At 63.4% G+C, this 24,275-nt stretch carries 26 protein-coding genes and 1 tRNA gene; 16 read left to right on the forward strand and 11 right to left on the reverse strand.

What is annotated here, in order from left to right:
- Window positions 1–14 precede the first annotated feature (14 nt).
- A complete protein-coding gene (locus tag HUK73_RS07555; protein ID WP_176591355.1) occupies window positions 15–527 on the forward strand; it encodes a hypothetical protein in 513 nt (170 codons plus the stop codon).
- Between the two features lie 50 nt (window positions 528–577).
- Here HUK73_RS07555 and HUK73_RS07560 read toward each other — a convergent pair whose 3' ends face one another.
- The 3 genes from HUK73_RS07560 to HUK73_RS07570 all read right to left on the reverse strand — a co-directional run bounded on the left by HUK73_RS07560 (window position 578) and on the right by HUK73_RS07570 (window position 3,866).
- Window positions 578–1,162, reverse strand: a complete 585-nt coding sequence (locus HUK73_RS07560) for a gamma carbonic anhydrase family protein (RefSeq protein WP_176591356.1) — start codon at window positions 1,160–1,162, stop codon at window positions 578–580.
- 80 nt (window positions 1,163–1,242) lie between these two features.
- Window positions 1,243–2,238, reverse strand: coding sequence for a porphobilinogen synthase (gene hemB, locus HUK73_RS07565; RefSeq protein ID WP_176591357.1), 996 nt, complete (start codon window positions 2,236–2,238; stop codon window positions 1,243–1,245).
- Window positions 2,239–2,285: 47 nt separating this feature from the next.
- Complete coding sequence (locus HUK73_RS07570; protein ID WP_176591358.1) at window positions 2,286–3,866, reverse strand: M28 family metallopeptidase; 1,581 nt, start codon at window positions 3,864–3,866, stop codon at window positions 2,286–2,288.
- 119 nt (window positions 3,867–3,985) lie between these two features.
- On the opposite strand from HUK73_RS07570, the gene HUK73_RS07575 reads away from it, so the two are divergent.
- The 4 genes from HUK73_RS07575 to HUK73_RS07590 all read left to right on the forward strand — a co-directional run bounded on the left by HUK73_RS07575 (window position 3,986) and on the right by HUK73_RS07590 (window position 7,626).
- Entirely contained in the window at window positions 3,986–4,717 is a 732-nt protein-coding gene (locus tag HUK73_RS07575) for a head GIN domain-containing protein (protein WP_176591359.1), read from the forward strand.
- Complete coding sequence (locus tag HUK73_RS07580; protein WP_218036436.1) at window positions 4,705–5,394, forward strand: GIN domain-containing protein; 690 nt, start codon at window positions 4,705–4,707, stop codon at window positions 5,392–5,394. Before HUK73_RS07575 ends, HUK73_RS07580 begins: the two co-directional genes overlap by 13 nt.
- Window positions 5,395–5,500: 106 nt before the next feature.
- Window positions 5,501–6,769, forward strand: a complete 1,269-nt coding sequence (locus tag HUK73_RS07585) for an ammonium transporter (protein ID WP_176591361.1) — start codon at window positions 5,501–5,503, stop codon at window positions 6,767–6,769.
- A gap of 5 nt (window positions 6,770–6,774) precedes the next feature.
- Window positions 6,775–7,626 carry a glycosyltransferase family 2 protein gene (locus HUK73_RS07590; protein ID WP_176591362.1) on the forward strand — a complete coding sequence of 284 codons (852 nt, stop codon included), beginning with the start codon at window positions 6,775–6,777 and terminating at the stop codon, window positions 7,624–7,626.
- A 59-nt stretch (window positions 7,627–7,685) separates the two neighbouring features.
- Here HUK73_RS07590 and HUK73_RS07595 read toward each other — a convergent pair whose 3' ends face one another.
- On the reverse strand, window positions 7,686–9,017 hold the full coding sequence (locus HUK73_RS07595) for an MFS transporter (RefSeq protein ID WP_176591363.1): 1,332 nt from the start codon (window positions 9,015–9,017) through the stop codon (window positions 7,686–7,688).
- 188 nt (window positions 9,018–9,205) lie between these two features.
- Here HUK73_RS07595 and cyoA point away from each other — a divergent pair, with 188 nt between their 5' ends.
- The 7 genes from cyoA to HUK73_RS07630 are packed head-to-tail and all read left to right on the forward strand — an operon-like array spanning window position 9,206 to window position 15,933.
- Window positions 9,206–10,324: a ubiquinol oxidase subunit II gene (gene cyoA, locus HUK73_RS07600; RefSeq protein ID WP_176591364.1), complete on the forward strand. Its 1,119-nt coding sequence runs from the start codon at window positions 9,206–9,208 to the stop codon at window positions 10,322–10,324.
- Window positions 10,325–10,329: 5 nt separating this feature from the next.
- Window positions 10,330–12,330 (forward strand): cytochrome o ubiquinol oxidase subunit I, encoded by a 2,001-nt coding sequence (gene cyoB, locus HUK73_RS07605; RefSeq protein ID WP_176591365.1) that lies wholly within the window; start codon window positions 10,330–10,332, stop codon window positions 12,328–12,330.
- 26 nt (window positions 12,331–12,356) lie between these two features.
- Entirely contained in the window at window positions 12,357–12,959 is a 603-nt protein-coding gene (gene cyoC, locus HUK73_RS07610; RefSeq protein WP_255326340.1) for a cytochrome o ubiquinol oxidase subunit III, read from the forward strand.
- Window positions 12,956–13,363: a cytochrome o ubiquinol oxidase subunit IV gene (gene cyoD / locus HUK73_RS07615; protein ID WP_176591367.1), complete on the forward strand. Its 408-nt coding sequence runs from the start codon at window positions 12,956–12,958 to the stop codon at window positions 13,361–13,363. Before cyoC ends, cyoD begins: the two co-directional genes overlap by 4 nt.
- Window positions 13,360–14,085 (forward strand): SURF1 family protein, encoded by a 726-nt coding sequence (locus HUK73_RS07620; protein ID WP_176591368.1) that lies wholly within the window; start codon window positions 13,360–13,362, stop codon window positions 14,083–14,085. The genes cyoD and HUK73_RS07620 overlap by 4 nt, the downstream gene beginning before the upstream one ends.
- Window positions 14,082–15,410, forward strand: a complete 1,329-nt coding sequence (locus HUK73_RS07625) for an ATP-binding protein (RefSeq protein ID WP_176591369.1) — start codon at window positions 14,082–14,084, stop codon at window positions 15,408–15,410. The genes HUK73_RS07620 and HUK73_RS07625 overlap by 4 nt, the downstream gene beginning before the upstream one ends.
- A complete protein-coding gene (locus HUK73_RS07630; protein ID WP_176591370.1) occupies window positions 15,400–15,933 on the forward strand; it encodes a response regulator transcription factor in 534 nt (177 codons plus the stop codon). The genes HUK73_RS07625 and HUK73_RS07630 overlap by 11 nt, the downstream gene beginning before the upstream one ends.
- Before the next feature lie 18 nt (window positions 15,934–15,951).
- On the opposite strand, the gene HUK73_RS07635 is transcribed toward HUK73_RS07630, so the two are convergent.
- Window positions 15,952–16,025 (reverse strand) — tRNA-Gly (locus HUK73_RS07635).
- Window positions 16,026–16,225: 200 nt separating this feature from the next.
- Between HUK73_RS07635 and HUK73_RS07640 the strand changes: the two genes are divergently transcribed.
- Together HUK73_RS07640 and HUK73_RS07645 are read left to right on the forward strand one after the other, a co-directional pair.
- Entirely contained in the window at window positions 16,226–17,803 is a 1,578-nt protein-coding gene (locus HUK73_RS07640) for a PAS domain-containing sensor histidine kinase (RefSeq protein ID WP_176591371.1), read from the forward strand.
- Window positions 17,804–17,946: 143 nt separating this feature from the next.
- Window positions 17,947–18,828: an alpha/beta fold hydrolase gene (locus HUK73_RS07645; protein ID WP_176591372.1), complete on the forward strand. Its 882-nt coding sequence runs from the start codon at window positions 17,947–17,949 to the stop codon at window positions 18,826–18,828.
- Window positions 18,829–18,868: 40 nt separating this feature from the next.
- Here the strand turns inward: HUK73_RS07645 and HUK73_RS07650 are convergent, their stop codons facing one another.
- The 3 genes from HUK73_RS07650 to epsC form a co-directional block, all read right to left on the reverse strand.
- The gene (locus HUK73_RS07650; protein WP_176591373.1) at window positions 18,869–19,801 is read right to left on the reverse strand and encodes a nitronate monooxygenase family protein; all 933 of its coding nucleotides are present in this window, start codon (window positions 19,799–19,801) and stop codon (window positions 18,869–18,871) included.
- A 134-nt stretch (window positions 19,802–19,935) separates the two neighbouring features.
- The gene (locus HUK73_RS07655; RefSeq protein WP_176591374.1) at window positions 19,936–20,295 is read right to left on the reverse strand and encodes a DUF2794 domain-containing protein; all 360 of its coding nucleotides are present in this window, start codon (window positions 20,293–20,295) and stop codon (window positions 19,936–19,938) included.
- Entirely contained in the window at window positions 20,295–21,005 is a 711-nt protein-coding gene (gene epsC / locus HUK73_RS07660; protein ID WP_176591375.1) for a serine O-acetyltransferase EpsC, read from the reverse strand. The genes HUK73_RS07655 and epsC overlap by 1 nt, the downstream gene beginning before the upstream one ends.
- 161 nt (window positions 21,006–21,166) lie before the next feature.
- Between epsC and HUK73_RS07665 the strand changes: the two genes are divergently transcribed.
- Together HUK73_RS07665 and HUK73_RS07670 are read left to right on the forward strand one after the other, a co-directional pair.
- A complete protein-coding gene (locus HUK73_RS07665) occupies window positions 21,167–21,940 on the forward strand; it encodes a sulfite exporter TauE/SafE family protein (RefSeq protein WP_176591376.1) in 774 nt (257 codons plus the stop codon).
- A 39-nt stretch (window positions 21,941–21,979) separates the two neighbouring features.
- Window positions 21,980–22,906, forward strand: a complete 927-nt coding sequence (locus tag HUK73_RS07670; RefSeq protein WP_176591377.1) for a hydrogen peroxide-inducible genes activator — start codon at window positions 21,980–21,982, stop codon at window positions 22,904–22,906.
- Here the strand turns inward: HUK73_RS07670 and HUK73_RS07675 are convergent.
- Genes HUK73_RS07675 through pgsA form a run of 3 tightly spaced genes read right to left on the reverse strand, consistent with a single transcriptional unit; the run spans window position 22,903 to window position 24,167 of the window.
- Window positions 22,903–23,343, reverse strand: coding sequence for a molybdenum cofactor biosynthesis protein MoaE (locus HUK73_RS07675; protein ID WP_176591378.1), 441 nt, complete (start codon window positions 23,341–23,343; stop codon window positions 22,903–22,905). The two genes, HUK73_RS07670 and HUK73_RS07675, sit on opposite strands and share 4 nt — an antisense overlap.
- Complete coding sequence (gene moaD / locus HUK73_RS07680) at window positions 23,340–23,600, reverse strand: molybdopterin converting factor subunit 1 (protein WP_176591379.1); 261 nt, start codon at window positions 23,598–23,600, stop codon at window positions 23,340–23,342. The genes HUK73_RS07675 and moaD overlap by 4 nt, the downstream gene beginning before the upstream one ends.
- Before the next feature lie 3 nt (window positions 23,601–23,603).
- Entirely contained in the window at window positions 23,604–24,167 is a 564-nt protein-coding gene (gene pgsA / locus HUK73_RS07685; RefSeq protein ID WP_150290382.1) for a CDP-diacylglycerol--glycerol-3-phosphate 3-phosphatidyltransferase, read from the reverse strand.
- Between the last annotated feature and the right edge of the window lie 108 nt (window positions 24,168–24,275).

A 24,275-nucleotide genomic window follows, 5' to 3' on the forward strand; every position in this document is an offset into this window, starting at 1 on the left:
CCTAGATGCACATCATGAACCCGCGTCGGCTGCTTCCGTCCCTGATCCTTTTCCTGTCTGGTTGCGCCAGCACCTTTCAGGGCTATCCCTCGCTCGCCAAGCGGGCAATCGAGGACGCGCCCATCGCCGAAGCGGCGCCTGCGCCTTCTCCGGTCGCGCCGGAAGCGGAATTGGTCCAGAATGTCGACCGGCTGACGGCGCAGGCGCGGGCCGGCGGCGCGGCGTTCGACAAGGCATGGCCGACGGCGGACAAGGCGACGCGCACGGCTTCAGGATCGGCGGTTTCCAGCGAGGCCTGGGTGGCGGCGCAGACGGCGCTCAGTGCACTGGAATCGGCCCGAAACGACAGCGTTTCCGCGCTCGCGAGCCTCGACGTGCTTTATGTCGAACGCAGCAATGCAGTGTCCGAAGGCAAGGTGAGCGGCGGGATCGATACCATCGATTCGGCCCGGACTTCGGTGCTGGCGATTGTCGATGGGCAGAATGACCGGCTCGACGCGCTCAAGGGACGCCTGGCGCAGCCCTGAAAAGTGAATCCTGTGAAGGCGGGAGTACGGCTCGCCGTGCTCCCGCCAGATCAACCGTGCGAAAACGCGGCCTTGACCGCTCCCTTATGCGCTTTCCCATTATGGACATAATGTTCGACGCCTTCGCGCATGTCGACCACCACCTCGTCCGACAGATCGCGCATATATTTGGCGGGGCGGCCCGCCCAGAGCTGGCGGTGAGGCACCGTCTTCCCCGGTGACAGCAGCGCGCCCGCAGCGAGCATGGCGTCGCTTTCCACCGTGCAGCCGCTCATGACGATGGCGCCCAGGCCCACGAAGGCGCGGTCCTTCAGCACGCAACCATGGACCATCGCCATATGGCCGATCAGCACATCCTCACCGATGATCGTGGGCCAGCCCTCGGACGGGCGGCCATCAATATGGTCGCCGGGGCTGTCGCAATGGACGACCGTACCGTCCTGAATATTGGTGCGCGCGCCGATGTGGATGAAGTTCACGTCCGCCCGGATCACGCAATTATACCAGATGCTCACATCGGGGCCGATCTCCACATCCCCAATGATCCGGCAACCCGGCGCGATGAAGGCGCTGGGGTGGATTTTCGGGGTCTTGCCGTTGAAGGGCAGGATAGTGGCTTCGGGATGATCGGTCATTCTCAGGCTCCCAGGAGCATTTCAACTTGGCCGTCTACGGCCAACGGCTCGGCAAATGCGGCAACAGACAGGCTGGAGCGTCAACGCTCCAGCAGGCGCGCGGCGTGGAGCGCGTGGTAGGTAAGGACACCCGAACAGCCGGCCCGCTTGAACGCCATCAGCGTTTCCAGCACCAGTGCGTCACGGTCCCCTGCCCCCACGGCGACGGCGGCCTCCAGCATCGCATATTCGCCCGACACCTGATAGGCGAAGACGGGCACTTCGAACCGATCCTTCACCCGCGCGATGATGTCGAGATAGGGCAGGCCCGGCTTCACCATCACGCTGTCGGCACCCTCGGCGATATCAAGGGCGACTTCGCGCAACGCTTCCGCGCTGTTGGCGGGGTCCATCTGATAGGTCTTCTTGTTGCCCTTCAGCAGACCGCTGGAGCCGACCGCATCGCGGAACGGGCCGTAAAAGGCGCTCGCATATTTGGCGGCATAGGCCATGATCTGCACATTGGCATGGCCTTCCTCCTCCAGCGCCTCGCGGATGGCGCCGACGCGGCCGTCCATCATGTCGCTGGGGGCGATGATGTCCGCGCCCGCCGCCGCCTGGTTGAGCGACTGGCCGATCAGCATATCGATGGTCGCGTCATTGACGACATAGCCCTCTTCGTCGAGCAGGCCGTCCTGACCATGGGCCGTATAGGGATCGAGCGCCACATCGGTCAGAATGCCGATATTGGGCACCGCGTCCTTGATGGCGCGGATGGCGCGGCACATCAGATTGTCGGGGTTCAGCGCTTCGGCGCCGTCATCGCTGCGGCGCTCGGGCTGGGTATTGGGGAAAAGGGCAAGGCAGGGAATGCCCACGGCCTGCGCTTCCTTCGCGCGCTCCACCATCAGGTCCACCGACCAGCGCGACACGCCGGGAAGCGACTTGATCGGCTCCTCCACTTGCCGCCCTTCGGTCACGAACAGCGGCCAGATGAAGTCGCTCGGCGAAAGGCGGTTTTCGGCGTGCATCGCCCGGCTCCAGGCCGACGCGCGGGTGCGGCGCAGACGAAGCGCCGGATAGGAAGCTTGGGTCATGGCCGGGGGTGTAGGCGGCTCTCCTTCGACGATCAAGCGCGGGAATATTATTTGGCAAAGCGGCGGAAGAAGCTGTCCCTGTTCCATTCCGGGCGCTTTGGAGCATTGGCGACGCGCAGGGCGACAGCAGCGACATAGTCGTTCAGCTTCACCGACTCCGCCGGCATCACCGGCTGGTTCGCATCGTCGCTGGGCGAATGGTAGATATTGGCGCGCCACGCCCGTTCGATTGCCGCCTCCGGCGTGCCCGCCTTGAAGCCATATTTGAAGAAGAGCGCGGGAATGCCGGTGCGGATGAAGCTATATTGATCGGAACGGATGAAGACATTGCGGTCCGGGAAGGGATCGGGCGTGATCGGCAGGTTCATCTGCGCGCTGACCGCGGCGGCATCCTGACCAAGGCTGCTCTGATCGTAGCCGATCGGCGTCACGCTGGTCAGCGGGAAGATGGGCAGCGCCATGTCGAAATTGAGGTCGGCGACCATCGCCTTGTGCGGCACGGTCGGGCGCTGGGCGAAATAATTCGAACCCAGCAGCCCCTTTTCCTCCGCCGTCACGAAGGCGAAGAGGATCGAGCGTTTCGGTTTGACCTTGCCTTCGCGCAGGGCGCGGGCGATTTCGATCAGGCTCGCGACGCCCGATGCGTTGTCGAGCGCACCATTATAGATTGCGTCGCCCTTGATCGGCGTGCCGATGCCATAGCCGTCGAGATGGGCCGAAAGAACGACATATTCCCTTTTGAGATACGGGTCCGTCCCCGGCATGATCGCGATGATATTGGGCGAGGAAAGGTCAGCGCGCCGCGCTGCCACCTGCGCATCAAGATGCTGGGCAAGCGCGAAAGACGGCACCGGCGCCGAGGCATCGGCAGCGGCGGCGATTTCCGCAAAATCATGCCCTGAACGGGCGAAGAGCAGAGCGGATTTCGCCGGATCGAACTGGGCGTTCAGGAAAGGCATGGCGGCATCGCGCAGCGCCGGGTCCTGAAAGAACAATGCCGGTTGGCTGGCGAGCGCCCTGCGGCGGTCCCAGGGGATTTCGACCTGTTTGGGTGTGACCAGTTGAATCAGCCCCAGCGCGCCGCGCTGCGCCAGCCAGCTCGCCCTTTCGGAGCGGGCATGGGATTTGAGCGCGCCGGAAATGCTCGCAGGGCCACCGGAGACGACCACCACAATCTTGCCCTTGATATCCAGTCCGGCGAAATCGTCATGGCCGACCTCCGGCAGATGCAGGCCATAGCCGGCAAAGACCAGTGGCGCATCGATGGCCTGCGGCACGGGACCACCGCTACCGGAAATGATGATGTCGTCCGGGATCGACAGCGGCGTCGTTCCCTGCGGACCGATCAGCCGGGCGCTGCTGCCTTCGGGCAGGATGACCTGCTCGGTGAAGGCAATGGGCTGCTTATAGCCGTCGGTTCCGGCTGGCTGTAGACCGAGCGCGCGCAACTGGCCGATCACATAATCCGCCGCCCTGTCATAACCCGGCTTGCCGGCCCCCCTCCCCTCATAGCTGTCGCTCGCGAGCGTCTGCACATGCCGCCACCAGATGGCGGCGCGATCGTCCGGGGCAGCCATGGCGGCAGCGCTGGTCATGAGGAGAAAAAGCCCGGAAACCATCTTGCGCATCAATCGCTTACTCCCCTCACCGCTTGACGACGATCATGCCCGATCCTGTGCGACGAACAAGGGGGCTTGGAACCGCCACCCCCGCTGTGTACTATCATGGCAATACAGTATGGAGATGCATGATGCCCCTGCCCCGTCCCCTGATGCTGCTGGCCGGGCTGGCGATGATGACGAGCGCCTGCGGCCGCAGCCCGGAACCCGGAACCGATCAGGCGCGGACGGTCAGCGACTGGTCGGCGCTCAAGGACTTTACGGCGGTCGATGCGACCGGGCCGGACGATGTCGCCATCACCATCGGCAATGGCTTTTCCGTGAAGCCGGAGGGCGATCCCAAAGCCATAGATAAGCTCGACATCCGGGTCGAAAAGGGCAGGCTGAAGATCGGACGCAAATCGGGCACGACCGGTTTGTGGGAAAGCGACAAGGGCGCCACAATCCGCGTCACCATGCCTGCGGTCAAGGCGCTGGAGCTTACCGGAACGGGCGAGATGTCGTTGGACCGGGCGGAGGGCAAGGCGCTCGACCTGTCGCTCACCGGGACGGGCGAATTGAAGATCGCTGCGGTCAAACTTGAGGAATTGGGGGCGGAATTGACGGGGTCGGGCGATGTCGAACTGGCCGGGACGGTGGCGAACGCCAAATTCTCGACCACCGGGACCGGCAGCGTGGACGCGGAACGCCTGAAGGCCGGCAAAGCGGATATCGCCGTGCAGGGGACGGGCGATGTCGACCTTGCCTCTGACGGAGCGGTCGCTATCAGCATCATGGGAACCGGCAATGTGACGGTGAAAGGCAAGGCTCAGTGTACGATCAGGCGCATGGGAACAGGCGAAGCACGTTGCGCGCCCTGATCGCGATCGGCGCCATCGCGCTGGCGGCGCCCGCCGGAGCGGCGACACGGGGCTTCACCATCTCCAGCTTCGACGCGATCCGGATCGATGCGCCGGTCGAGGTTATCGTCACCACCGGCGCGGGCGCCTCGGCGCGAGCCGAGGGGGACCAGGCGGCACTGGACCGGCTGAAACTGGATGTGTCGGGACGTTCGCTATCCGTGACGATGGCCAAGGCACAGCCCGGTGAGAAAAGCGGCGGGCGAGCCATATTGCGGCTGTCGACCGGCGATCTGGCGCGAATCGTGCTGACGGGCGGCGGATCGGTGTCGGTCAGCCGGATGAAGGGGCTGCGCGGCGATATCGTGCTGGGCGGCAATGGCGATGTCAGCGTGGCGGCGGTCGATCTGGACCAGCTCAATCTGTTCGTTGCCGGTGCCGGACGGGCGACCCTGACCGGACGCGCCGGGATCGCCAATCTGCGGGTGAACGGGCCGGGCGCGGTCGCGGCGGAGGGCCTGCGGGCACGGCAGGCGGCAGTCGCGAATGACGGGCCAGGCACGACCACGCTGACCGCCGATGTGACGGCCAAGGTGACGGCATCCGGTTCGGGGGATGTGACGGTAGTCGGCAAGGCGGCTTGCAGCGTCGACAATCGCGGAACGGGGCGGATCAGTTGCGGTGGGGAGGCTTATTAGAGGACTCGCCTCGCCCACACCCGCCTTCCGGAAAATATTGGTTAGGCAAGTCTTTACTTCGCTTGCGTTACGATGCGCCGGACTTGCTGGATTGCCGGGTTGCCTGATGCGTCTTTTCCTTGCCCTTCCCCTTCTTTTCGCGCTGCTGCTGCCCCAGCAGGCCATGGCGCAGGTCGCCGTGGCCGACAGCGGCGATACGGCCTGGATGATCCTGTGCGGGATGCTGGTGCTGATGGCGGCCATGCCCGGATTGATGCTGCGCCATGCGGGGCTGGTCCGTGCCCGCAACAGCCTGTCGGTGATCGTGCAGGGGCTGGTGGCGGCCGCAGGGATTTCACTGCTCTGGGGGATAATCGGATACAGCCTTGCCTACGCTCCGGGGAGCAGTTGGCTGGGTGGCGGCGCGAATATCCTGCTGGCCAATCTGGGACCGTTGCGGGATGGACTGACCGTGCCGGAATCCGCCTTTGCCCTGTTCCAGATGGCGTTGGCCATATTGGCCGCCTGCCTGTTGCCCGGCGCCGTGGCGGAGCGGGTGAAAATCGGGTGGATGACGGTCTTCGCCCTGCTCTGGCTGCTGCTGGTCTATACACCCGTGGTGCATTGGGTGTGGGGCGGCGGATGGCTGGCGCATCTGGGGGTCATGGATTTTGCCGGCGCGCTGGTCGTTCATCTCTGCGCGGGCTTTTCGGCGCTGGCGTTGGTGCTGATCGTTGGAAAGCGGCGAGCGGTCTCCAGCGGACATGCTTCGGTGCTGGGGATTGCGGGCGGCGCGCTGCTGTGGGTCGGTTGGGCGGGAATCGTCGGCGGCTGGGCCTTTGGCGCGACCGATGAGGCCGCTACAGCCATTCTCAATGCCCATTTCGCCGCTTGCGCAGGCGCCTGCGGCTGGATGCTGGTGGAACGGATCGACGGAGGCCGGTTGACGGCCACAAGCCCGGTGTCGGGCGCATTGGCCGGGCTGGTCGCCATTTCCGCCTCGGCAGCGGTGGTGGGACCAGGGGGCGCGATGGCGATCGGGCTGATCGCGGCCATCCTTTGCCGTGTCGGCAAGGCATTGCTGGGCACGCGGATCGACGATCCGGCGGATGTTTTCCTGATCCACGGAATAGGCGGCCTGACGGGCATGCTGTTACTGATACCCTTTGCCCTGACCCCGCTGGGTGGGGCCGGCTTTGCCGCCGGGATCAGCCTTGGCGGCGCCCTTGTCGCGCAGTTGATCGGCATCGCGGCGGTGGCGTTCTGGGCGATGGCGGGTTCGGCCATTATCGCGTTGATCCTGTCGGTGGTGGTTCCGCCCCGGATCGGGGCGCGGGAGGAAGCCGAGGGTCTCGACCTGATGCAGCATGGGCAGCAGGGCTGGGATTTTCGCTGAAGATCATGGGCATCGCGGTTGGCATTTTCGCGCATCAGGAGGAGCGGCGGATCGGGCTTTGCCTGGCGTCGCTGCCGCTGGACAGGCCGGATACGGTCTTTCATGTGCTGGTGAACGGATCGACGGACTCGACCGTCGCGCGGGCGCGGGAAGCGGCCGGGGGACGATCCCATATCGTCGTTCATGACATCGCCGCTGGCGGCAAGTCGCGAACATGGAACCATTTCGTCCATGACCTGCTGAGCGGCGATGAAAGAGCGGTCGTCTTCATGGACGGCGATGCCGAAATCGTCGCCGGGTCGCTCGATGCCCTGGTGGCGGATTTGGCCGCGCGGCCGGATGCCAATGCAGCCGCCGGAATGCCGGTCAACGGACGGTCGGTGGAAGCCTATCGGCAGAGCCTGCGCGACGAGCGGGGATTGTTCGGTGATCTCTATGCCCTTTCCGGGCGTTTCGTCGCGGCGATCAGGGCGAAAGGCTTGCGGCTCCCCGAAGATCTGATCGGGGATGACGGGATGGTGGCCGCCTGGGCGCATACCGATATGGGACGTGATGCCGATTGGGAGCGGGAGCGCGTGCTGGCCTGCGAAAAGGCCGGATTCCGCTGCGAGGTGGTAAGCCTGCTGCACCCCTCCACGCTTCGGATGCAATATCGGCGCATGACCAACTATTCCGTGCGCTTTTTCCAGAACCGGATCATTTCCGACATCATGGCCCGCGAAGGCGTGTCGGGCCTGCCCGCGCGGATGGATATGCTTTACGGCGAATGGCTGCCGCGCTTCCGGCCAAGGGCTTTCCCGACCGGCTGGTTCGACCGAAAGGCATTGGCGCGGATGCGCGCGTCCACCGCTCCTTGAAACGCAAAGGGCCGGAGAGACGCGTGTCTCCCCGGCCCTTTTTGGAGCGATCACGGACCTTAGCGGTCGCGAGCCGCCAGTTCCTTGTTGACGTACAGTGCGACCATCGTCGCCAACGCGCCCGAGAGCAGATAGGCCCCCGAAGCGGCAAGACCGAACTTCACCGACAGAAGCAGCGCGACCAGCGGAGCGAAACCCGCGCCGACCAGCCAGGCAAGGTCGGACGTCAAGGCCGACCCGGTATAGCGCGCCTCCGTCGCGAAGTTGGAGGCGACCACGCCGGAGGATTGCCCAAAGGCCAGCCCCAGCAGCATGAATCCCAGGATCATGAAGGCGACTTCGCCCAGGTCCCCGCCGTTCAGCATCACGGGTGCCAGGACGCTGAAGATCGCGATGCCCAGCGCCGACCATGCGAGCAGCGAACGGCGACCGATCTGGTCCGCGACGAAGCCCGACACGACGATAGCGAGAAGACCGACCGACGCGCCGATCATCTCGATGATGAGGAAGCGTTCGATGGGCTGGTTCGTGAAGAGGGCGACCCAGCTCAGCGGGAACACCGTGACCATGTGGAACAGCGCGAAGCTGGCCAGAGGGGCGAAAGCGCCGATGACGATATTGCGCCCTTCCGCGCGGACGGTCGGCAGCACTTCGGACGGCTGAAGGTCCCTCTGCTCGAACAGGCGCTCAAATTCATGCGTCACCACGATTCGCAGGCGGGCGAACAGCGCCACCACATTGATCGCAAAGGCGACGAAGAAGGGATAACGCCAGCCCCAATCCAGAAAATCGGCGCGTGAGAGCGACAGCAGGAAGAAGGCGAACAGACCGCTCGCCACCAGCAGGGCGAGCGGCGCGCCGAGCTGCGGCACCATCGCATACCAGCCGCGCTGATGCTGCGGCGCATTAAGCGACAGCAGCGAAGCCAGACCATCCCACGTTCCGCCCAGCGCAATGCCTTGTGCGGCGCGCAAAATGATCAAAACCACCGCAGCGTAATTGCCGATGGTCACATAGCCGGGCATAAAGGCGATCGACGCGGTGGAGCCACCCAGCAGGAAAAGGGCGACGGTCAGCTTCGTTCCCCGCCCATAATGCCGGTCAATTGCCATGAAGATCAGCGACCCGATGGGGCGCGTGATGAAGGCCACGGAAAAGATCGCGAAGGAATAGAGAGTTCCCGTCAACGCATCGACATAGGGGAACACCAGGCTCGGAAAAACGATAACCGAAGCAATGGCATAGACGAAGAAGTCAAAAAATTCGGAGGTGCGACCGATGATGACTCCGATCGAAATATCACCCGGCGCGATCCTGTGGTCCCGCGCATTGATCAGGCGCGCATCATCCTCCAGCGATCGAGAGGTGAAAGTCATGGCCTGTGAACTCATAGGCATCCGCTCCTTGGCTAAGCCACCGGAACGCTTTTGTGTTCTGCCGGTGGCCACAGAAAGGCAACATAACAGAAAACCCGCAGAGTCTAAGCAGTATCCCATGCCTCAAGCATTTTTTGCATCTGCGCACAATGGGACAAATTGCCCACTATTCGACTCTGTGCGGAAGGGGTAGGCGCGCGCCCATGTCACACCCTCTCTCACCCAACTGGACCCGGATTTTCCGTTGGTCCGCTCCGATCCTTGCGGCGCCGCTGGCGGGCTGCAACTGGGTCGTGATGAACCCGTCGGGCGATATTGCGGTGCAACAGCGCGACCTGATCCTGATTTCGGTCGCGCTGATGCTCCTCATCGTCGTCCCCGTCATGGCGCTGGTCGTCTGGTTCGCGTGGCGCTATCGCGCGGCGAACGAAGCGGCTGAAAAAGACTATGATCCCGATTGGGATCACTCCACCAAGCTGGAGCTTCTGATCTGGTCCGCGCCGCTGCTGATCATCATCGCGCTGGGCGCGCTGACCTGGGTCAGCACCCACAAGCTCGACCCCTATCGGCCGCTGGACCGGATCGACGCGAAGACCGCGATCGACCCCAAGGTGAAACCGCTGACGGTCGAAGTGGTCGCGCTCGACTGGAAATGGCTGTTCATCTATCCCGAACTGGGCGTCGCCACGGTCAATGAGCTGGCCTTGCCCACCAATGTGCCGGTCCGTTTCGACATCACGGCATCGACGGTGATGAACAGCTTCTACATTCCCGAACTGGCCGGGCAGATCTATGCCATGCCGGGCATGAAGACGCAGCTTCACGCCGTCGCCAACAAGCCGGTCGGCAGCATCGGCTTCTCCGCCAACTATTCGGGCGCGGGCTTCAGCCATATGCGCTTTGCCTACAAGGCGGTGGACCAGGCCGGTTTCGATGCCTGGGTCGCCAAGGCGAAGGCCAGCAGCGCCCATCTGGACCGCAACACCTATCTGACCCTTGCCAGGCCCAGCGAGAAGGCGCCCGTCGCTTACTTCTCCAGCGCCGATCCCAAGCTGTTCGATGCGATCGTCAACCTCTGCCCCAAGCCGGGCCAGCGCTGCATGGGCGAGCTGATGCACGTCAACATGATGGGCGGTGCGGGCAAGGAATCGGCCAGGGATACCCAGGGCCTGAAATATGACTTCCCCAACGGCCATGTGATCGACCAGGCCGACGAGAATAAGGAGCAGGAAACTGCGCCCGACGCTCCCGGCGCGACGGCCACGCCCGCGGCCGATCACTCTTCTCACAGCGGCGCTGACGCGCACGCGCAGCATCGGTAAGGCCCATGACTGGCACACTCACAACAACGCAGATGATCTTCGGTCGTCTGACATGGGATGCGTTCCCATGGCATGAACCCATCGTCGTCGCGACTTTCGTCGCGGTGGTGCTGGGCGGCGCGGCAGTCGTCGCGGCGCTCACCTATTTCAAGCTCTGGGGCTATCTCTGGAAGGAATGGTTCACCAGCGTCGACCACAAGAAGATCGGCATCATGTACATGGTGCTGGGCCTCATCATGTTCCTGCGCGGCTTTGCCGACGCGGTCATGATGCGACTGCAACAGGCTTTGGCCTTCAACGGGTCAGAGGGCTACCTCAACGCCCATCACTATGATCAGGTGTTCACCGCACACGGCGTCATCATGATCTTCTTCGTGGCGATGCCGTTCATCACCGGATTGATGAACTATATCGTCCCGTTGCAGATCGGCGCGCGCGACGTGTCGTTCCCCTTCCTGAACAATTTCTCGTTCTGGATGACCACGGGCGGCGCGGTGCTGGTGATGATCTCGCTGTTCCTGGGTGAGTTCGCCCAGACCGGCTGGCTCGCCTATCCGCCGCTGTCGGGACTGGCCTACAGCCCGGCCACGGGTGTCGACTATTATATCTGGGCACTACAGGTGGCCGGTGTCGGCACAACCTTATCGGGCATCAACCTGATCGCGACCATCGTGAAGATGCGCGCGCCCGGCATGTCGCTGATGAAGATGCCGGTGTTCACCTGGACCTCGCTCTGCGCGAACATCCTGATCGTCGCTTCCTTCCCCATCCTGACCGCCACCCTCGCCCTGCTGTCGCTCGACCGCTATGCGGGCACCGCCTTCTTCACCAATGATTTCGGCGGCAACCCGATGATGTACGTCAACCTCATCTGGATCTGGGGCCACCCGGAAGTCTACATCCTCATCCTGCCGCTGTTCGGCGTGTTCTCGGAAGTCGTCTCGACCTTCTGCGGCAAGCGTCTGTTCGGCTACACGTCGATGGTCTACGCGACCTGCTGCATCATGGTGCTGTCGTACCTCGTGTGGCTGCACCACTTCTTCACCATGGGCTCGGGCGCCAGCGTCAACAGCTTCTTCGGCATCACGACGATGATCATCTCGATCCCGACGGGTGCGAAGCTCTTCAACTGGCTCTTCACCATGTATCGCGGCAAGATCCGTTTCGAGCTGCCGATGATGTGGGCCGTCGCCTTCATGCTGACCTTCACCATCGGTGGCATGACCGGCGTCATGCTGGCCGTCCCGCCAGCCGACTTCGTCCTGCACAACTCGCTGTTCCTGATCGCGCACTTCCATAACGTGATCATCGGCGGCGTGCTGTTCGGCCTGTTCGCGGCGATCAACTATTGGTGGCCCAAGGCGTTCGGCTTCAGGCTGAACCAGTTCTGGGGCAAGGTGAGCTTCTGGTGCTGGCAGGTCGGTTTCTGGCTGGCCTTCACCCCGCTCTACATTCTGGGCTTCATGGGCGTGACCCGCCGCATGCGGGTGTTCGACGATCCGTCGCTGCACATCTGGTTCATCATCGCCGCCATCGGCGCCGCCATCATCGCGGCAGGCATCGGTGCGATGCTGGTGCAGTTCGCCGTCTCCATCTGGAAGCGCGACGAACTGAAGGTGGAGGGCGATCCCTGGGATGGCCGTACCCTGGAATGGGCGACCAGCTCGCCCCCGCCGGAGTATAACTTCGCCTTCACGCCGGTGGTCTATGACACCGACAGCTGGGCCGACATGAAGCGGAACAACTACCAGCGTCCGCTGTCGGGCTATCAGGCGATCCACATGCCGAGCAGCACGGGCGCGGGCGTCATCCTCGCCGCTCTGGCGACGCTCTGCGGCTTCTCGCTCATCTGGTACATCTGGTGGCTTGCCGGCCTCAGCTTCGTCGGGATGATCGCGGTCGCCATCGGCCATACCTTCAACTACAAGCGCGACTTCTACATCCCGGCGGATGTGGTGACGCGCACCGAGGAAGAGCGCACGCGAATCCTCGCGGCGGGAGTGTGACACTCATGAGCAGCGCAACTGCAACGATGGAACCTCGGGCATATCATTTGCCCGAGGAACCCCACCTCCACGAAGGCCACAGCACCATGCTGGGCTTCTGGATGTACCTGATGAGCGACTGTCTCATCTTCGCCATCCTCTTCGCCACCTATGCCGTGCTCGGCGGCAGCTATGCCGGCGGCCCCGGCCCCAAGGACCTGTTCGACCTGCCGCTCATCGCGCTCAACACCGCGATGCTGCTGTTCTCGTCGATCACCTATGGTTTCGCCATGCTGGCCATGGAAAAGAACAGGGTCAGCGCCACGCAGGGCTGGCTGTTCGTCACGCTGCTGTTCGGCGGTGCGTTCCTGTTCATCGAACTTTACGAATTCTCGCACCTCATCCATGAGGGCGCGGGTCCATGGCGTTCGGCGTTCCTGTCATCCTTCTTCACGCTGGTCGGCACCCACGGTCTGCACGTCACCTTCGGTTCGATCTGGCTGATCACGCTGATGGTGCAGGTCGCGAAGAAGGGCCTGATCCCGGCCAACAAGCGCCGCCTGATGTGCCTTTCCCTGTTCTGGCACTTCCTTGACGTCATCTGGATCGGCGTCTTCACCTTTGTCTATCTGATGGGAGTGCTCCGGTGAAAGACGCAGTCCATCCTCATGGTGGCCACGGCCACCACGACGATCATCATGACGATGGTCACTCGCACGGCAGCTTCGGCAGCTACATGATCGGTTTTGGCCTGTCGGTGATCCTGACGGCCATTCCCTTCTGGCTGGTCATGACCGGCGTGCTGAACGATCCCCAACTGACCGGAGTGGTCATCATGGGCTTCGCCGCCGTGCAGGTGGTCGTCCACATGATCTACTTCCTGCACATGAACACCCGCGTCGAAGGCGGCTGGTCATTCATGGCGATGATATTGACCGTCGTTCTGGTCGTCATCGTCCTGTCGGGATCACTGTGGGTCATGTACCACCTCAACAACAACATGATGCCGCACGCGGACATGTCCGCGATGAAGCAGATGAGCGAGATGCCGTGACAGCATCCGGGACTGGGGAGCGCCGCCGGCGCTCCCCGGCTTTTCCGATCGGCCTGACGCTGATCGCCCTTTTCTTTTTCGCCGGATTTTGCGCCCTGGGCGCCTGGCAGATCCAGCGCCTGAGCTGGAAGCGCGACCTGATCGCCCGCGTCGATGCGCGGATTCATGCCCGCCCCGTTCCCGCTCCCCGCGTCGCCGTAAAGACCGATGAATATCGCCGGGTGCGCATCTCGGGCCATTTCCTTCATGACAAGGCTGCTCTGGTACAGGCCGTGACCGTGCGCGGCCCAGGTTTCTGGGTACTGACGCCGCTCGCCACCGACCAGGGCTTTACCGTGATCGTCAATCGCGGCTTCGTGCCGCCTGAAAACCGCAAGGATTATGCGCGGCCACTGGGCGAAGTGCAGCTTGCGGGCCTGCTGCGTCTGAACGAGCCGGGCGGCGGCTTCCTGCGTTCCAACGATCCGGCGGCGGACCGCTGGTATTCCCGCGATGTGACGGCCATTGGCGCCGCGCGCGGAATCAAGGGACCACTCGCCGGTTATTTCATCGATGCCGACGCCGCCTGCGGTCCCGACAGCCTACCCGTCGGCGGCCTGACCGTCGTCACATTTCCCAACAACCATCTGCAATATGCCGTCACATGGTTCGTGCTGGCGACGATGATCGCCAGCGCCTACATCTATGTCATGCGCCAGGAGTGGAAAGACCGCCGGGGATGAGCCGGAATCTGCCCATCAGCACCCTCTGGCAGCCCAGCCAGTGGCCGGCCGATGCCGCGGGCCGCAAGAATCTGGCGCTGCTGGTGCAATTGCGCTGGCTGGCGATCGCGGGGCAGCTCATCACCATCCTGACGGTGCATTTCGGCATGGGCATTCACCTGCCGATCGCGCCTATGCTGCTGGTGGCGGGCATGGCGATCCTGATGAACGCCCTCAGCTTCGGCGCGTTGCGCAAGCGGACCGACGTGTCCCATGCCGAACTGTTCCTGTCGCTGCTGTTCGACGTGCTGTTGCTGACGGCGCAGTTGTACCTGTCCGGCGGGGCGACCAATCCCTTCATCTCGCTCTATCTGGTGCAGGTCGCGCTGGGCGCGGTGCTACTCGACCGCTGGAGCATCTGGGGGATCGTGTTCGTCTCGGCGCTCTGCGCGGGGTTGCTGGCGCTGCACTACCGGCCGTTGGACCTGAGCGGCGCTCTGGAAGGACATTTGTTCGACCTGCATATCGTCGGCACCTGGATCTGCCTCACCATGATCGCGGTGCTGCTGGTGCTGTTCGTGCTGCCGGTGACGCGCAATCTTCAGGTACGGGATGCCTATCTTGCGAAGCTGCGGCAGCAGGCGGCGGAAGAGGAGCATATCGTCCGCATGGGACTGCTGGCCTCGGGCGCCGCGCATGAACTGGGCACCCCCCTATCCCAACTTGCGGTGGTGCTGGGTGACTGGCGGCATATGCCGGAAATCACCGACCATCCCGCCCTGGTCGAGGAAGTGCAGGAAATGCAGGCGGCGGTCGGGCGCTGCAAGGAAATCGTGACGGGCATCCTCCTCTCCTCCGGCGAAGCGCGGGGCGAAGCGCCCGCGATCACCAATGTGCGGGAATTCATCGACGGCATCGCCAGCGACTGGCGCAAAGCCAATCCGGGGATGCCGCTGCGCTGCGACTTCGGCCCGCATGACTATCCCCGCATCATCGCCGATCCAGTGATCCGGCAGGCGATCGGCAATCTGCTCGACAATGCGCGGGAGGCCGGTGCGAGCTATATCGACCTGCTCGTCGGGCGCGACAGCACGTCGCTCAACATCGCGGTGCGCGACAATGGCAGCGGCTTCACCAGCGAGATGCTGGAGGATTTCGGCAAGCCCTATCGGTCGAGCAAGGGCAAGGAAGGCCACGGCCTCGGCCTCTTCCTCGTCGTCAATGTGGTGCGCAAACTGGGCGGCAGCGTCAGCGCCAGCAATGGCGCGGATGGCGGGGCGCTGATCCTGCTGCGCCTGCCGCTGGGCACGGTCGGGCTGGAAGAGGAGACATTGGGTGAGCCATGAACGCCTGTTGATGCTGGTCGAGGATGACGAGGCCTTCGCCAAGACGCTGAAGCGCTCGTTCGAACGGCGCGGCTATACCGTGCTGACGGCGGACAATCATGCGTCGCTGGTGACGCTGCTCGCCGACCACAGGCCGACCCATGCGGTGGTGGACCTGAAGCTGGGCGCGGAATCGGGGCTGGTGTGCGTACAGACGCTGCATGCCCATGATCCGGCAATGCTGATCGTGGTGCTGACCGGCTTTGCCAGCATCGCGACGGCCGTGGACGCGATCAAGCTCGGCGCGTCCAACTATCTCGCCAAACCGTCCAACACCGACGATATCGAAGCGGCCTTTTCACGGTCGTCGGGCGACCCCTCGACCCCGCTGGCGCCGCGCCCGACCTCCATTAAAACGCTGGAATGGGAGCATATCCATGAGGTGCTCAAGGACAGCGACTTCAACATTTCCGAAGCGGCCCGGCGGCTGGGCATGCACCGGCGGACGCTGGCAAGGAAGCTTGCCAAAAGACAGGTGGGGTGAACGGCGATTTCGGGAAATTGGAGCGGGTGAAGGGAATCGAACCCTCGTCGTAAGCTTGGGAAGCTTCTGCTCTACCATTGAGCTACACCCGCCTGGGTGAAACGCGGCTTAGCCGTTGATGCGAATGGCGTCAACGACATCCCCGGCGAGAATTTTTCGACATCAGCGGTTGGGCACGGCCCTGGCGCGGAGGAGCCGCCCCACGCACGACAACCGCTTTCGATTGCGGAACGTTCGCGACAGGCCCGCGTTGTCATGGTGCATGCCCCCGGAAATCCCACGAGGACCGTCCATGAGCGCGGTGGAACCTGCATGGTCTGGAAACCGCTTTGAATTGCTGGTCCAGAGCATCACCGATTATGCGATCTTCATGCTGTCGACCGACGGCATCGTCGCCAGCTGGAACGCCGGGGCGCGCCGGTTCAAGGGCTATGAAGCCGAAGAGATCATCGGCCGACACTTTTCCCTGTTCTACACGCCGGAGGATCAGGCGGCTGGCATCCCCGCTCTGGCGCTGGCAACCGCCGAAAAGACAGGCCATTTCGAGGCCGAAGGGTGGCGCGTGCGCAAGGATGGATCACGATTCTGGGCCAATGTCGTCATCGACCCTATTCGCGATCCCAACGGCACGCTGATCGGCTTCGCCAAGATCACCCGCGACCTCACCGAAAGGCGGGAGACGCAACTGGCGCTGGAGGAAGCGCGCGAGGCGATCTTCCAGTCGCAGAAGATGGACGCCATCGGCAAGCTGACCGGCGGCGTCGCCCATGACTTCAACAATCTGCTGGCGGTGATCGTCGGCAGTCTGGATCTGGCCCGCCTCCGGCTGGCCGCCGGGGCGGACGTATCGCGTTATATCGACAATGCCATGACCGCGGCGGAACGCGGCGCGACACTGACGCAGCGGATGCTGGCCTTTGCCCGCAGGCAGGAGCTGAAGCTGCAAAGCGTCGACTGCGTGGCGCTGGTGCGGGACATGGCGGACCTGCTCAAGACCACATTGGGCAGCGGCATCGCGATTGAAACGCGCTTTCCCCTGCACCTCGCCCCTGCCTATGCCGATCCGTCGCAACTGGAACTGGCGCTGCTCAACCTGGCGGTCAATGCAGGCGACGCCATGCCGCAGGGCGGGCGCATCATCATTGAGGGAGCCGAAACGATACTGCCGGGAAACCCGCGGTCCGATCATGAGAGTGGCCACTATGTCCGGCTGTCGATCGTGGATGAAGGCGAAGGGATGGACGAGGCGACGCTGGAGCGGGCGCGCGAGCCCTTCTTCACTACCAAGGGTGTCGGCAAGGGGACGGGGCTGGGCCTGTCCATGGTTCATGGCTTTGCCGAGCAATGCGGCGGGTCACTGACCATCAGCAGCACATTGGGGCACGGAACGACCGTATCGCTCTGGCTGCCAGTCGCGGTTCAGGACATGGCGGCACCGGAGGCGGTCCGGACGGACGACGCCGCCTTCATCGAAGCAAGCGAACCGCTGGTCATATTGGCGGTGGACGACGACGATCTGGTGTTGACCAACACCGCGGGCATGCTGGAGGAGCTGGGCCATACGGTGTTCCTGGCGGCATCGGGCGCCGATGCGCTGCGGATGCTGGAGGAGGGCAATGTCGATCTGGTCATCACCGATTATGCCATGCCGGGCATGACCGGCGCGCAGTTGGCAGACGCGATCGACGAAAGGCTGCCGGGCCTGCCCGTGATCATCATCACCGGCTTTGCCGAATTGCCGCCGCATATGACGAACCGGCCAAGGCTGGACAAACCCTTCAAGCAGGCGGAACTGGCGCGGATCGTCACCAGTACGGCGCAGGGCAGTCAGCGGCTGCTCCGCCTGGCCGCTCATTCGGACGACCGCTGATCCTTTTCCCCATCTTTACCGAAGTTTGAGGAAACTGGTGTAAAACAAGGCATTTCTTGCTGCTCTACCCTTGCAACCGCGAGGAAGTTTGCCAAAGAGGCATGAACGTCGTCCGCCCCTTCCCTCCCTCTCAGCAGGACCGCATGAGTACGTCAGCCGCCCCAACGTCGCATTTCTACACATCGTTGCGGATGCGCCTGCACTATCTGGACTGGGGCAACAGTTCGGCGCCGACGCTGATCCTGGTGCATGGCGGATTCGATCATGCGCGCAGTTGGGACTGGACGGCGCGGGCGCTGGCGAAGGACTATCATGTCGTTGTCCCCGATCTGCGCGGTCATGGCGACAGCGCCTGGTCGGCCGAAGGCTCCTATATGATGGCCAATTACGTCTATGATCTGGCGCAACTGGTCGAACAATTGGGGCGGGACCCGGTGATTCTGGTCGGCCATTCGCTGGGCGGATCGATCGCGCTGCGCTATGCCGGGCTGTTCCCGGAAAAGGTCGCCAGAATCGTCGCGATAGAAGGGCTTGGCCTGTCGCCCAACAGCATCGCGGAAAGGGCGCAGAAACCGGCGCCCGACCAATGGCTGGACTGGATCGGGAAGCGGCAAAAACGCGCGCGCCACACAAGACGGCATTATCCGACCATCGAGGCAGCGGTGGCGCGCATGCGGGAACGGAACGACCATCTGTCAGTCGAGCAGGCGATGCATCTCACCATCCATGGCGTCAATCGCAACGAGGATGGCAGCTATCGCTGGAAATTCGATCCCTATCTGCATGACATGGCGCCGCAGGCCGGGAGCGACGCCGAATTGCCCCAGTTCTGGAGCCGGATCGCCTGCCCGACGCTGCTCTGCCTGGGACTGGACAGTTGGGCGTCCAATCCGGTGAAGGATGGACGCGCCGCGCATTTTCGGGACGCCCGATTGGTCGAATTCGCACAGGCCGGCCATTGGCTGCATCATGACCAGTTCGACCGCTTCATGGTCGAACTGCACGAATTTCTGACCTCATCCTGATTTGCGTCATGCTCCTGCAGGCGCAAACCAACGCAGGAACCTAGGAATTGAAGGCTGAGACGGCGGCTTCATATTCCGCCTTCAGTTGCGCGATGAAGTCGGCAGCGGGCTGGACCTGCCGGATCGCGCCGATTCCCTGCCCCGCGCCCCACACGTCGCGCCAGGCCTTCTTTTCGCCGCCCGACAGCTTGGCAAAATCCATGTCCATCGCCTTGGGCAGCTTGTCGGGATCGAGACCGGCCGCGCTTATGCTGGGGCGCAGATAATTGCCGAGAACGCCGGTGAAGAAATCCGAATAGACGATATCATTCGCGCCGCTGTCGACGATCATCTGCTTGTAACCCGATTCGGCATTGGCTTCCTGCGTCGCGATGAAGGAGGAACCCATATAGGCGAAGTCCGCGCCCATCATCCGCGCCGCCGCAATCGAGCGGCCCGTCGCGATCGCACCCGAAAGCGCCAGCGGGCCGTCGAACCAGCTGCGAATTTCCTCCACCAGCGCGAAAGGCGACAGGGTGCCGGCATGACCGCCCGCCCCCGCCGCAACGGCGATCAGGCCGTCGGCGCCCTTTTCAATCGCCTTGCGCGCGAAGACATTGTTGATGACGTCATGCAGGACGATGCCGCCATAGCTGTGCACCGCCTGATTCACATCCTCCCGCGCGCCCAGCGAGGTAATGACGATCGGCACGCGATATTTGACGCAGAGGGCAAGGTCCTCCTCCAGCCGGTCATTGGTCTTGTGGACGATCAGGTTCACCGCGAAGGGTGCGTCCTTGTCCGTCAGAGCTTCGTTCAGATGCTGGAGCCATTGTTCGAACACGCCGGACGGGCGGGCGTTGAGCGAGGGGAAGGAACCCACGATCCCGGCACGACACTGGGCGATCACAAGCGCCGGCTGCGACACGATGAACATCGGTGAGCCGATCAGCGGCAGGGACAAACGGCCTTTCAGCAATGCCGGCAAGCTCATGAACGGGTCTCTCCTTGATGGTCTTCGGAACAGGGCGCTATCATCAGCGCAATCGCAGCAAAAGGTGAAATTTGTGGCGATGACCGGGCTGATCGCGGGATGCGCCGGTTGTCGTAACGGCAGAGCCGGGAAAATTATTCGCCAACGATCTTGAGCAGCCGCCGTTCGACCGGGGCGAGCACACCCTGCAACTCGGCTCCGCGCTTCAGCACATTGCCCGCTTCACCGATCAGCGCCCACATGCCTTGCCGATGGCGCAGGGCGGGACGCTTTTCGATACGGAATTCAGGCCGTTCAGCGGCGCGGCGGAAGGCGGAGAAAATGGCGGCTTCACGGCCCATATCCAACGCATAGTCGCGCCAGTGACCGGCGGCCACCATCCGGCCGTAAAGATCCATGATCCGCTGAAGTTCGAGACGATCGAAACCGATCTGGCTGGCTGAAGCCCCTGCACCCTGGGCCGCCTGCGACGGGAACGGCGTCACATTGCTCATCAGGCGCGGCCACGCTCCTTGAACAGAGGCGCATCGTCGTCCGGCGTCCGGCCCCGTTCCGCCATCAACTCAGCAAGGCGCTTCTGCAATTGCTCGACCTCGCACTGGAGCAGTTCCAGCTTTTGCTTTTCCGGGTCGAAACAGTCCGAACAGGGCGTGCCATAGGGCAGGAAGTCGCGCTGATAGGCGGTGACGTCGACCAGCATGGGACGCGCGGGGATGCCGACCATGGTCGCGCCTTCCTTCACATCCTTGGTGACGACGGCATTGGCGCCCACGCGGGCACGGGCGCCGACGCGCACCGGACCCAATACCTGCGCGCCCGAGCCGACGATGACGCCATTCTCCAGCGTGGGATGACGCTTGCCCGCAATCCCGTTCGCCGGATCGGTGCCGCCCAGCGTCACATTCTGATAGAGGGTGACGTCATCGCCAATCTCCGCCGTCTCTCCGATCACGGTAAAGCCATGGTCGATGAAAAAGCGCTTTCCGATGCGGGCGCCGGGATGAATGTCGTTACCGGTCAGGAAGCGCGAGAAATGATTCACCGCCCGAGCCAGGAAAAACAGCCGCGCGCCGTAAAGCCGATGGGCCACGCGATGGAAGGCCAGCGACCAGACGCCGGGGTATAACAATATCTCGGCGCGCGAACGCGGCGCGGGATCGCGCGATTTGACCGAGTCCAGATAAGCAATAAGATTGCGCAACATGCAGCGCCCCTTTGGAAACCGACCAATCGGTACATAAGCACAAAGGGATGAATTTTCCAGATGTGCGGCTATTTCGGCTTCGCTCGATAAAACAGAAAGTTTCTTGGTACTTGATGATATACCTACCAAGGCGATAGACAATTCAAGACAGGGGCCGATGGATGACCGACAGCTTTATCGCCAATTTCGCCGAAATACTGCCGTTCATCCTCGTGGGTTTCGGGGCGCAGATGATCGACGGCGCACTGGGCATGGCCTATGGCGTGATCTCCAGCACGCTGCTGCTGGCGCTCGGCCTGCCGCCCAGCAAGGCTTCGGCCAGCGTCCATGCGGCGGAAACCTTCACCACCGGCGTGTCCGCAATCAGCCATATCGCGCATCGTAACGTCGATTGGCGGCTGTTCGCGCGGCTCATCATTCCCGGCGTGATCGGCGGGGTCACCGGCGCTTATCTGCTGGTTCATGTCGATGGCGCGGTCATCAAGCCGTTCGTGCAACTCTATCTGACCGGGATCGGCGTCTATCTGGTCTGGCGCGGCTTCCATTTCCCGCCGCAGGCGCGCGATCCCAAATGGGTCGCGCCGCTGGGGCTGGTCGGCGGCTTCATGGACGCGACGGGCGGTGGCGGCTGGGGCCCGGTGGTGACGTCGAACCTGCTGATCCAGGGGTCCAGCCCGCGCCACACCATCGGCACGGTCAACAGCGTCGAATTCATCCTGACCCTGTCGATCAGCATCACCTTCCTGCTGCACATGGGTTGGGAAACCTTCACCACCTATACGGTCGGCCTGCTGATCGGCGGCGTGGTCGCGGCGCCCTTCGGCGCGATGCTGGCCCGGCATGTGGCGCCGCGCACCCTGTTCATCGCCGTGGGAACGATCCTGACCCTGACGTCCCTGTTCGGCGTCGCCAAATGGCTTGGATATATCGGCTAAGACACTTATATTGGGCCTTCCAATCGAGGAAGGCGATCAATGTCGAGCTACATGCCCACGCTCAAGCAGCTCCAATATCTGGTGGCGCTGAAGGAGCATGGCCATTTCGGCAAGGCGGCGGATAGCTGTTTCGTGACCCAGTCGACCCTGTCGGCGGGCATTCGCGAATTGGAGTCGCTGATCGGCATCACCCTGGTCGAGCGGACGCGCCGGGTGGTGCGCTTCACGACGCTGGGCGACCGCATTGTCGAGAAAGCGCATCGGGTATTGCGCGAGGCGGAGGAACTGGCCGCCATTGCCCAAGCGTCGGGCAAGCCGCTGACCGGCGAACTCAGGATGAGCGTGATCCCGACCATCGCGCCCTTCCTGCTGCCCCATCTGCTCCCCAAGCTGCGTGCGGAGCGGCCCGAACTGAAACTCTATCTGCGGGAGGAGACGACGCAGACGGCGATCGAATCGCTGCGGCACGGCAGTGTGGATTGCGTGCTGCTGGCGCTGCCCTTCCCGACCGGGGAACTGGACAGCGAGTTTCTGTTCAAGGACCGGCTCTATGTCGCCTTTCCGCGCGACGATCCGCGCGATCCGCCCGAATGGATCGCGCCGGAAATGATCGACGAGACCAAATTGCTGCTGCTGGAGGACGGGCATTGCTTGAAGGATCATGCGCTGGCGGCCTGCAATCGGCCCGAAATCCGGGCGAGCGCGATGATGATGGGCACCTCGCTCCACACGCTGGTGCAGATGGTCGATAATGGGCTGGGCATGACGATCATGCCGGAAATGGCGATTTCGGGTGGGATATTGAACCATACCCAGATCACGGCCCGGCCGCTGCGGTCCGAGCGGTCGCATCGCGACATCGCGCTGGTGTGGCGCAAGAACAGCCCGCGCGAGAAGGAATTTCGGCTGCTGGCGGAGCTGCTGCGGGAGGCGGCGGAACAGCCCGAGGTCAGCGCAGCGGCTTAACGCTTCCAGCTCTCGGCCCTGGCGTCGTCCTCGGCGCGCGCTTCGACCCAGGCGGTGCGATCCGCGAAATGCTCCTTCTTCCAGAAGGGCGCCTGCGATTTCAGCCAATCGATGAGGAAGGCGCAGGCCTCCAGCGCCACCGTGCGATGACGCGAGGCCGTGCCGACGAAGACGATCCGCTCGCCCGGCTCCAGCCGTCCATAGCGATGGATCACCCGGACGCCGAGCAGCGGCCAACGCTCCAGCGCTTCCTCGACAATGCGCTCGACCTGCGCGTTCGTCATGGCCGGATAATGTTCCAGTTCGAGCGCGACCAGCCCGCCCTCTCCCCGAACGATGCCGGTGAAACTGGCAACGCCGCCACCGCCGGAGGCTTCCAGCGCCGCCAGTTCGTTTGCGGGATCGAAATCCCCCGTCTGGATGGAAACGCGGCTCATCCGCCCGTCACCGGCGGGAAGATCGCCACTTCCCTCGCGTCGCCAATGGGGCTGTCGAGCGGCACGAAGCGCTGGTCCAGCGCCGCGCGCAGCTTTTCGGGCTGGGCGAAGGCTTCGGCATGACCGCCGCCCTGCTCCGCCAGCGCGGCGATCAGGGCGCGGATGGTGACGTCCGGCGTAGGCCGCTCGACCTGCTCCTCATCCCGGCCGATGGCTTCGCGGACCCAGGCGAAATAAACGAGGGTGAGCTTCGCCATCACTCAATCCATATGCTTGATGCCGACGCGCAGATAATCCCAGCCGGTGATCAGCGTCAGGATCGCCGCCGCCCAGAGCGTCACGATGCCGACCAACTGCACGAAGGGGAATTGCGGCACCGCGCCAGCCAGAATCAGGGCGCCGAGCGCGATGAGCTGAAACGTCGTCTTCCATTTGGCCAGACGCGACACCGGCACCGACACCTGCAATCCGGCCAGAAATTCGCGCAGGCCGGATACGGCGATCTCGCGCAGCAGGATGATCATCGCAGCCACGATGTGCAGACCCGAAATGTCCCGCGTCGCCGCCAGCATCAGGATCACCGCGCCGACCATGATCTTGTCGGCGATGGGATCGAGGAAAATGCCGAGTTTCGACACCGCCCCCTGCGCGCGGGCAAGATAGCCGTCGAAATAATCGGTGATCCCCATCAGGCAATAGAGCCCGAAGGCCAGCATATAGCCGGTCGTCCAGCGCGCACCCACTTCCGCCGGCCAGAGCAGCGCGACAAGCAGGGGCACGGTCAATATCCGCGAAAGCGTCAGCAGATTGGGCAGCGTCAGCATGGCGGCGGACTGCCACAGTCAAGCGCGCCGCACAAGCGGAGCCGACAGCATTAACGCACGGGAGGGTTGGACAGACCCCCATTCTGTGGCTAGACCCCGCCTCGCAAG

This window comes from Sphingobium sp. EM0848 (genome assembly GCF_013375555.1).
Lineage (GTDB): Bacteria > Pseudomonadota > Alphaproteobacteria > Sphingomonadales > Sphingomonadaceae > Sphingobium.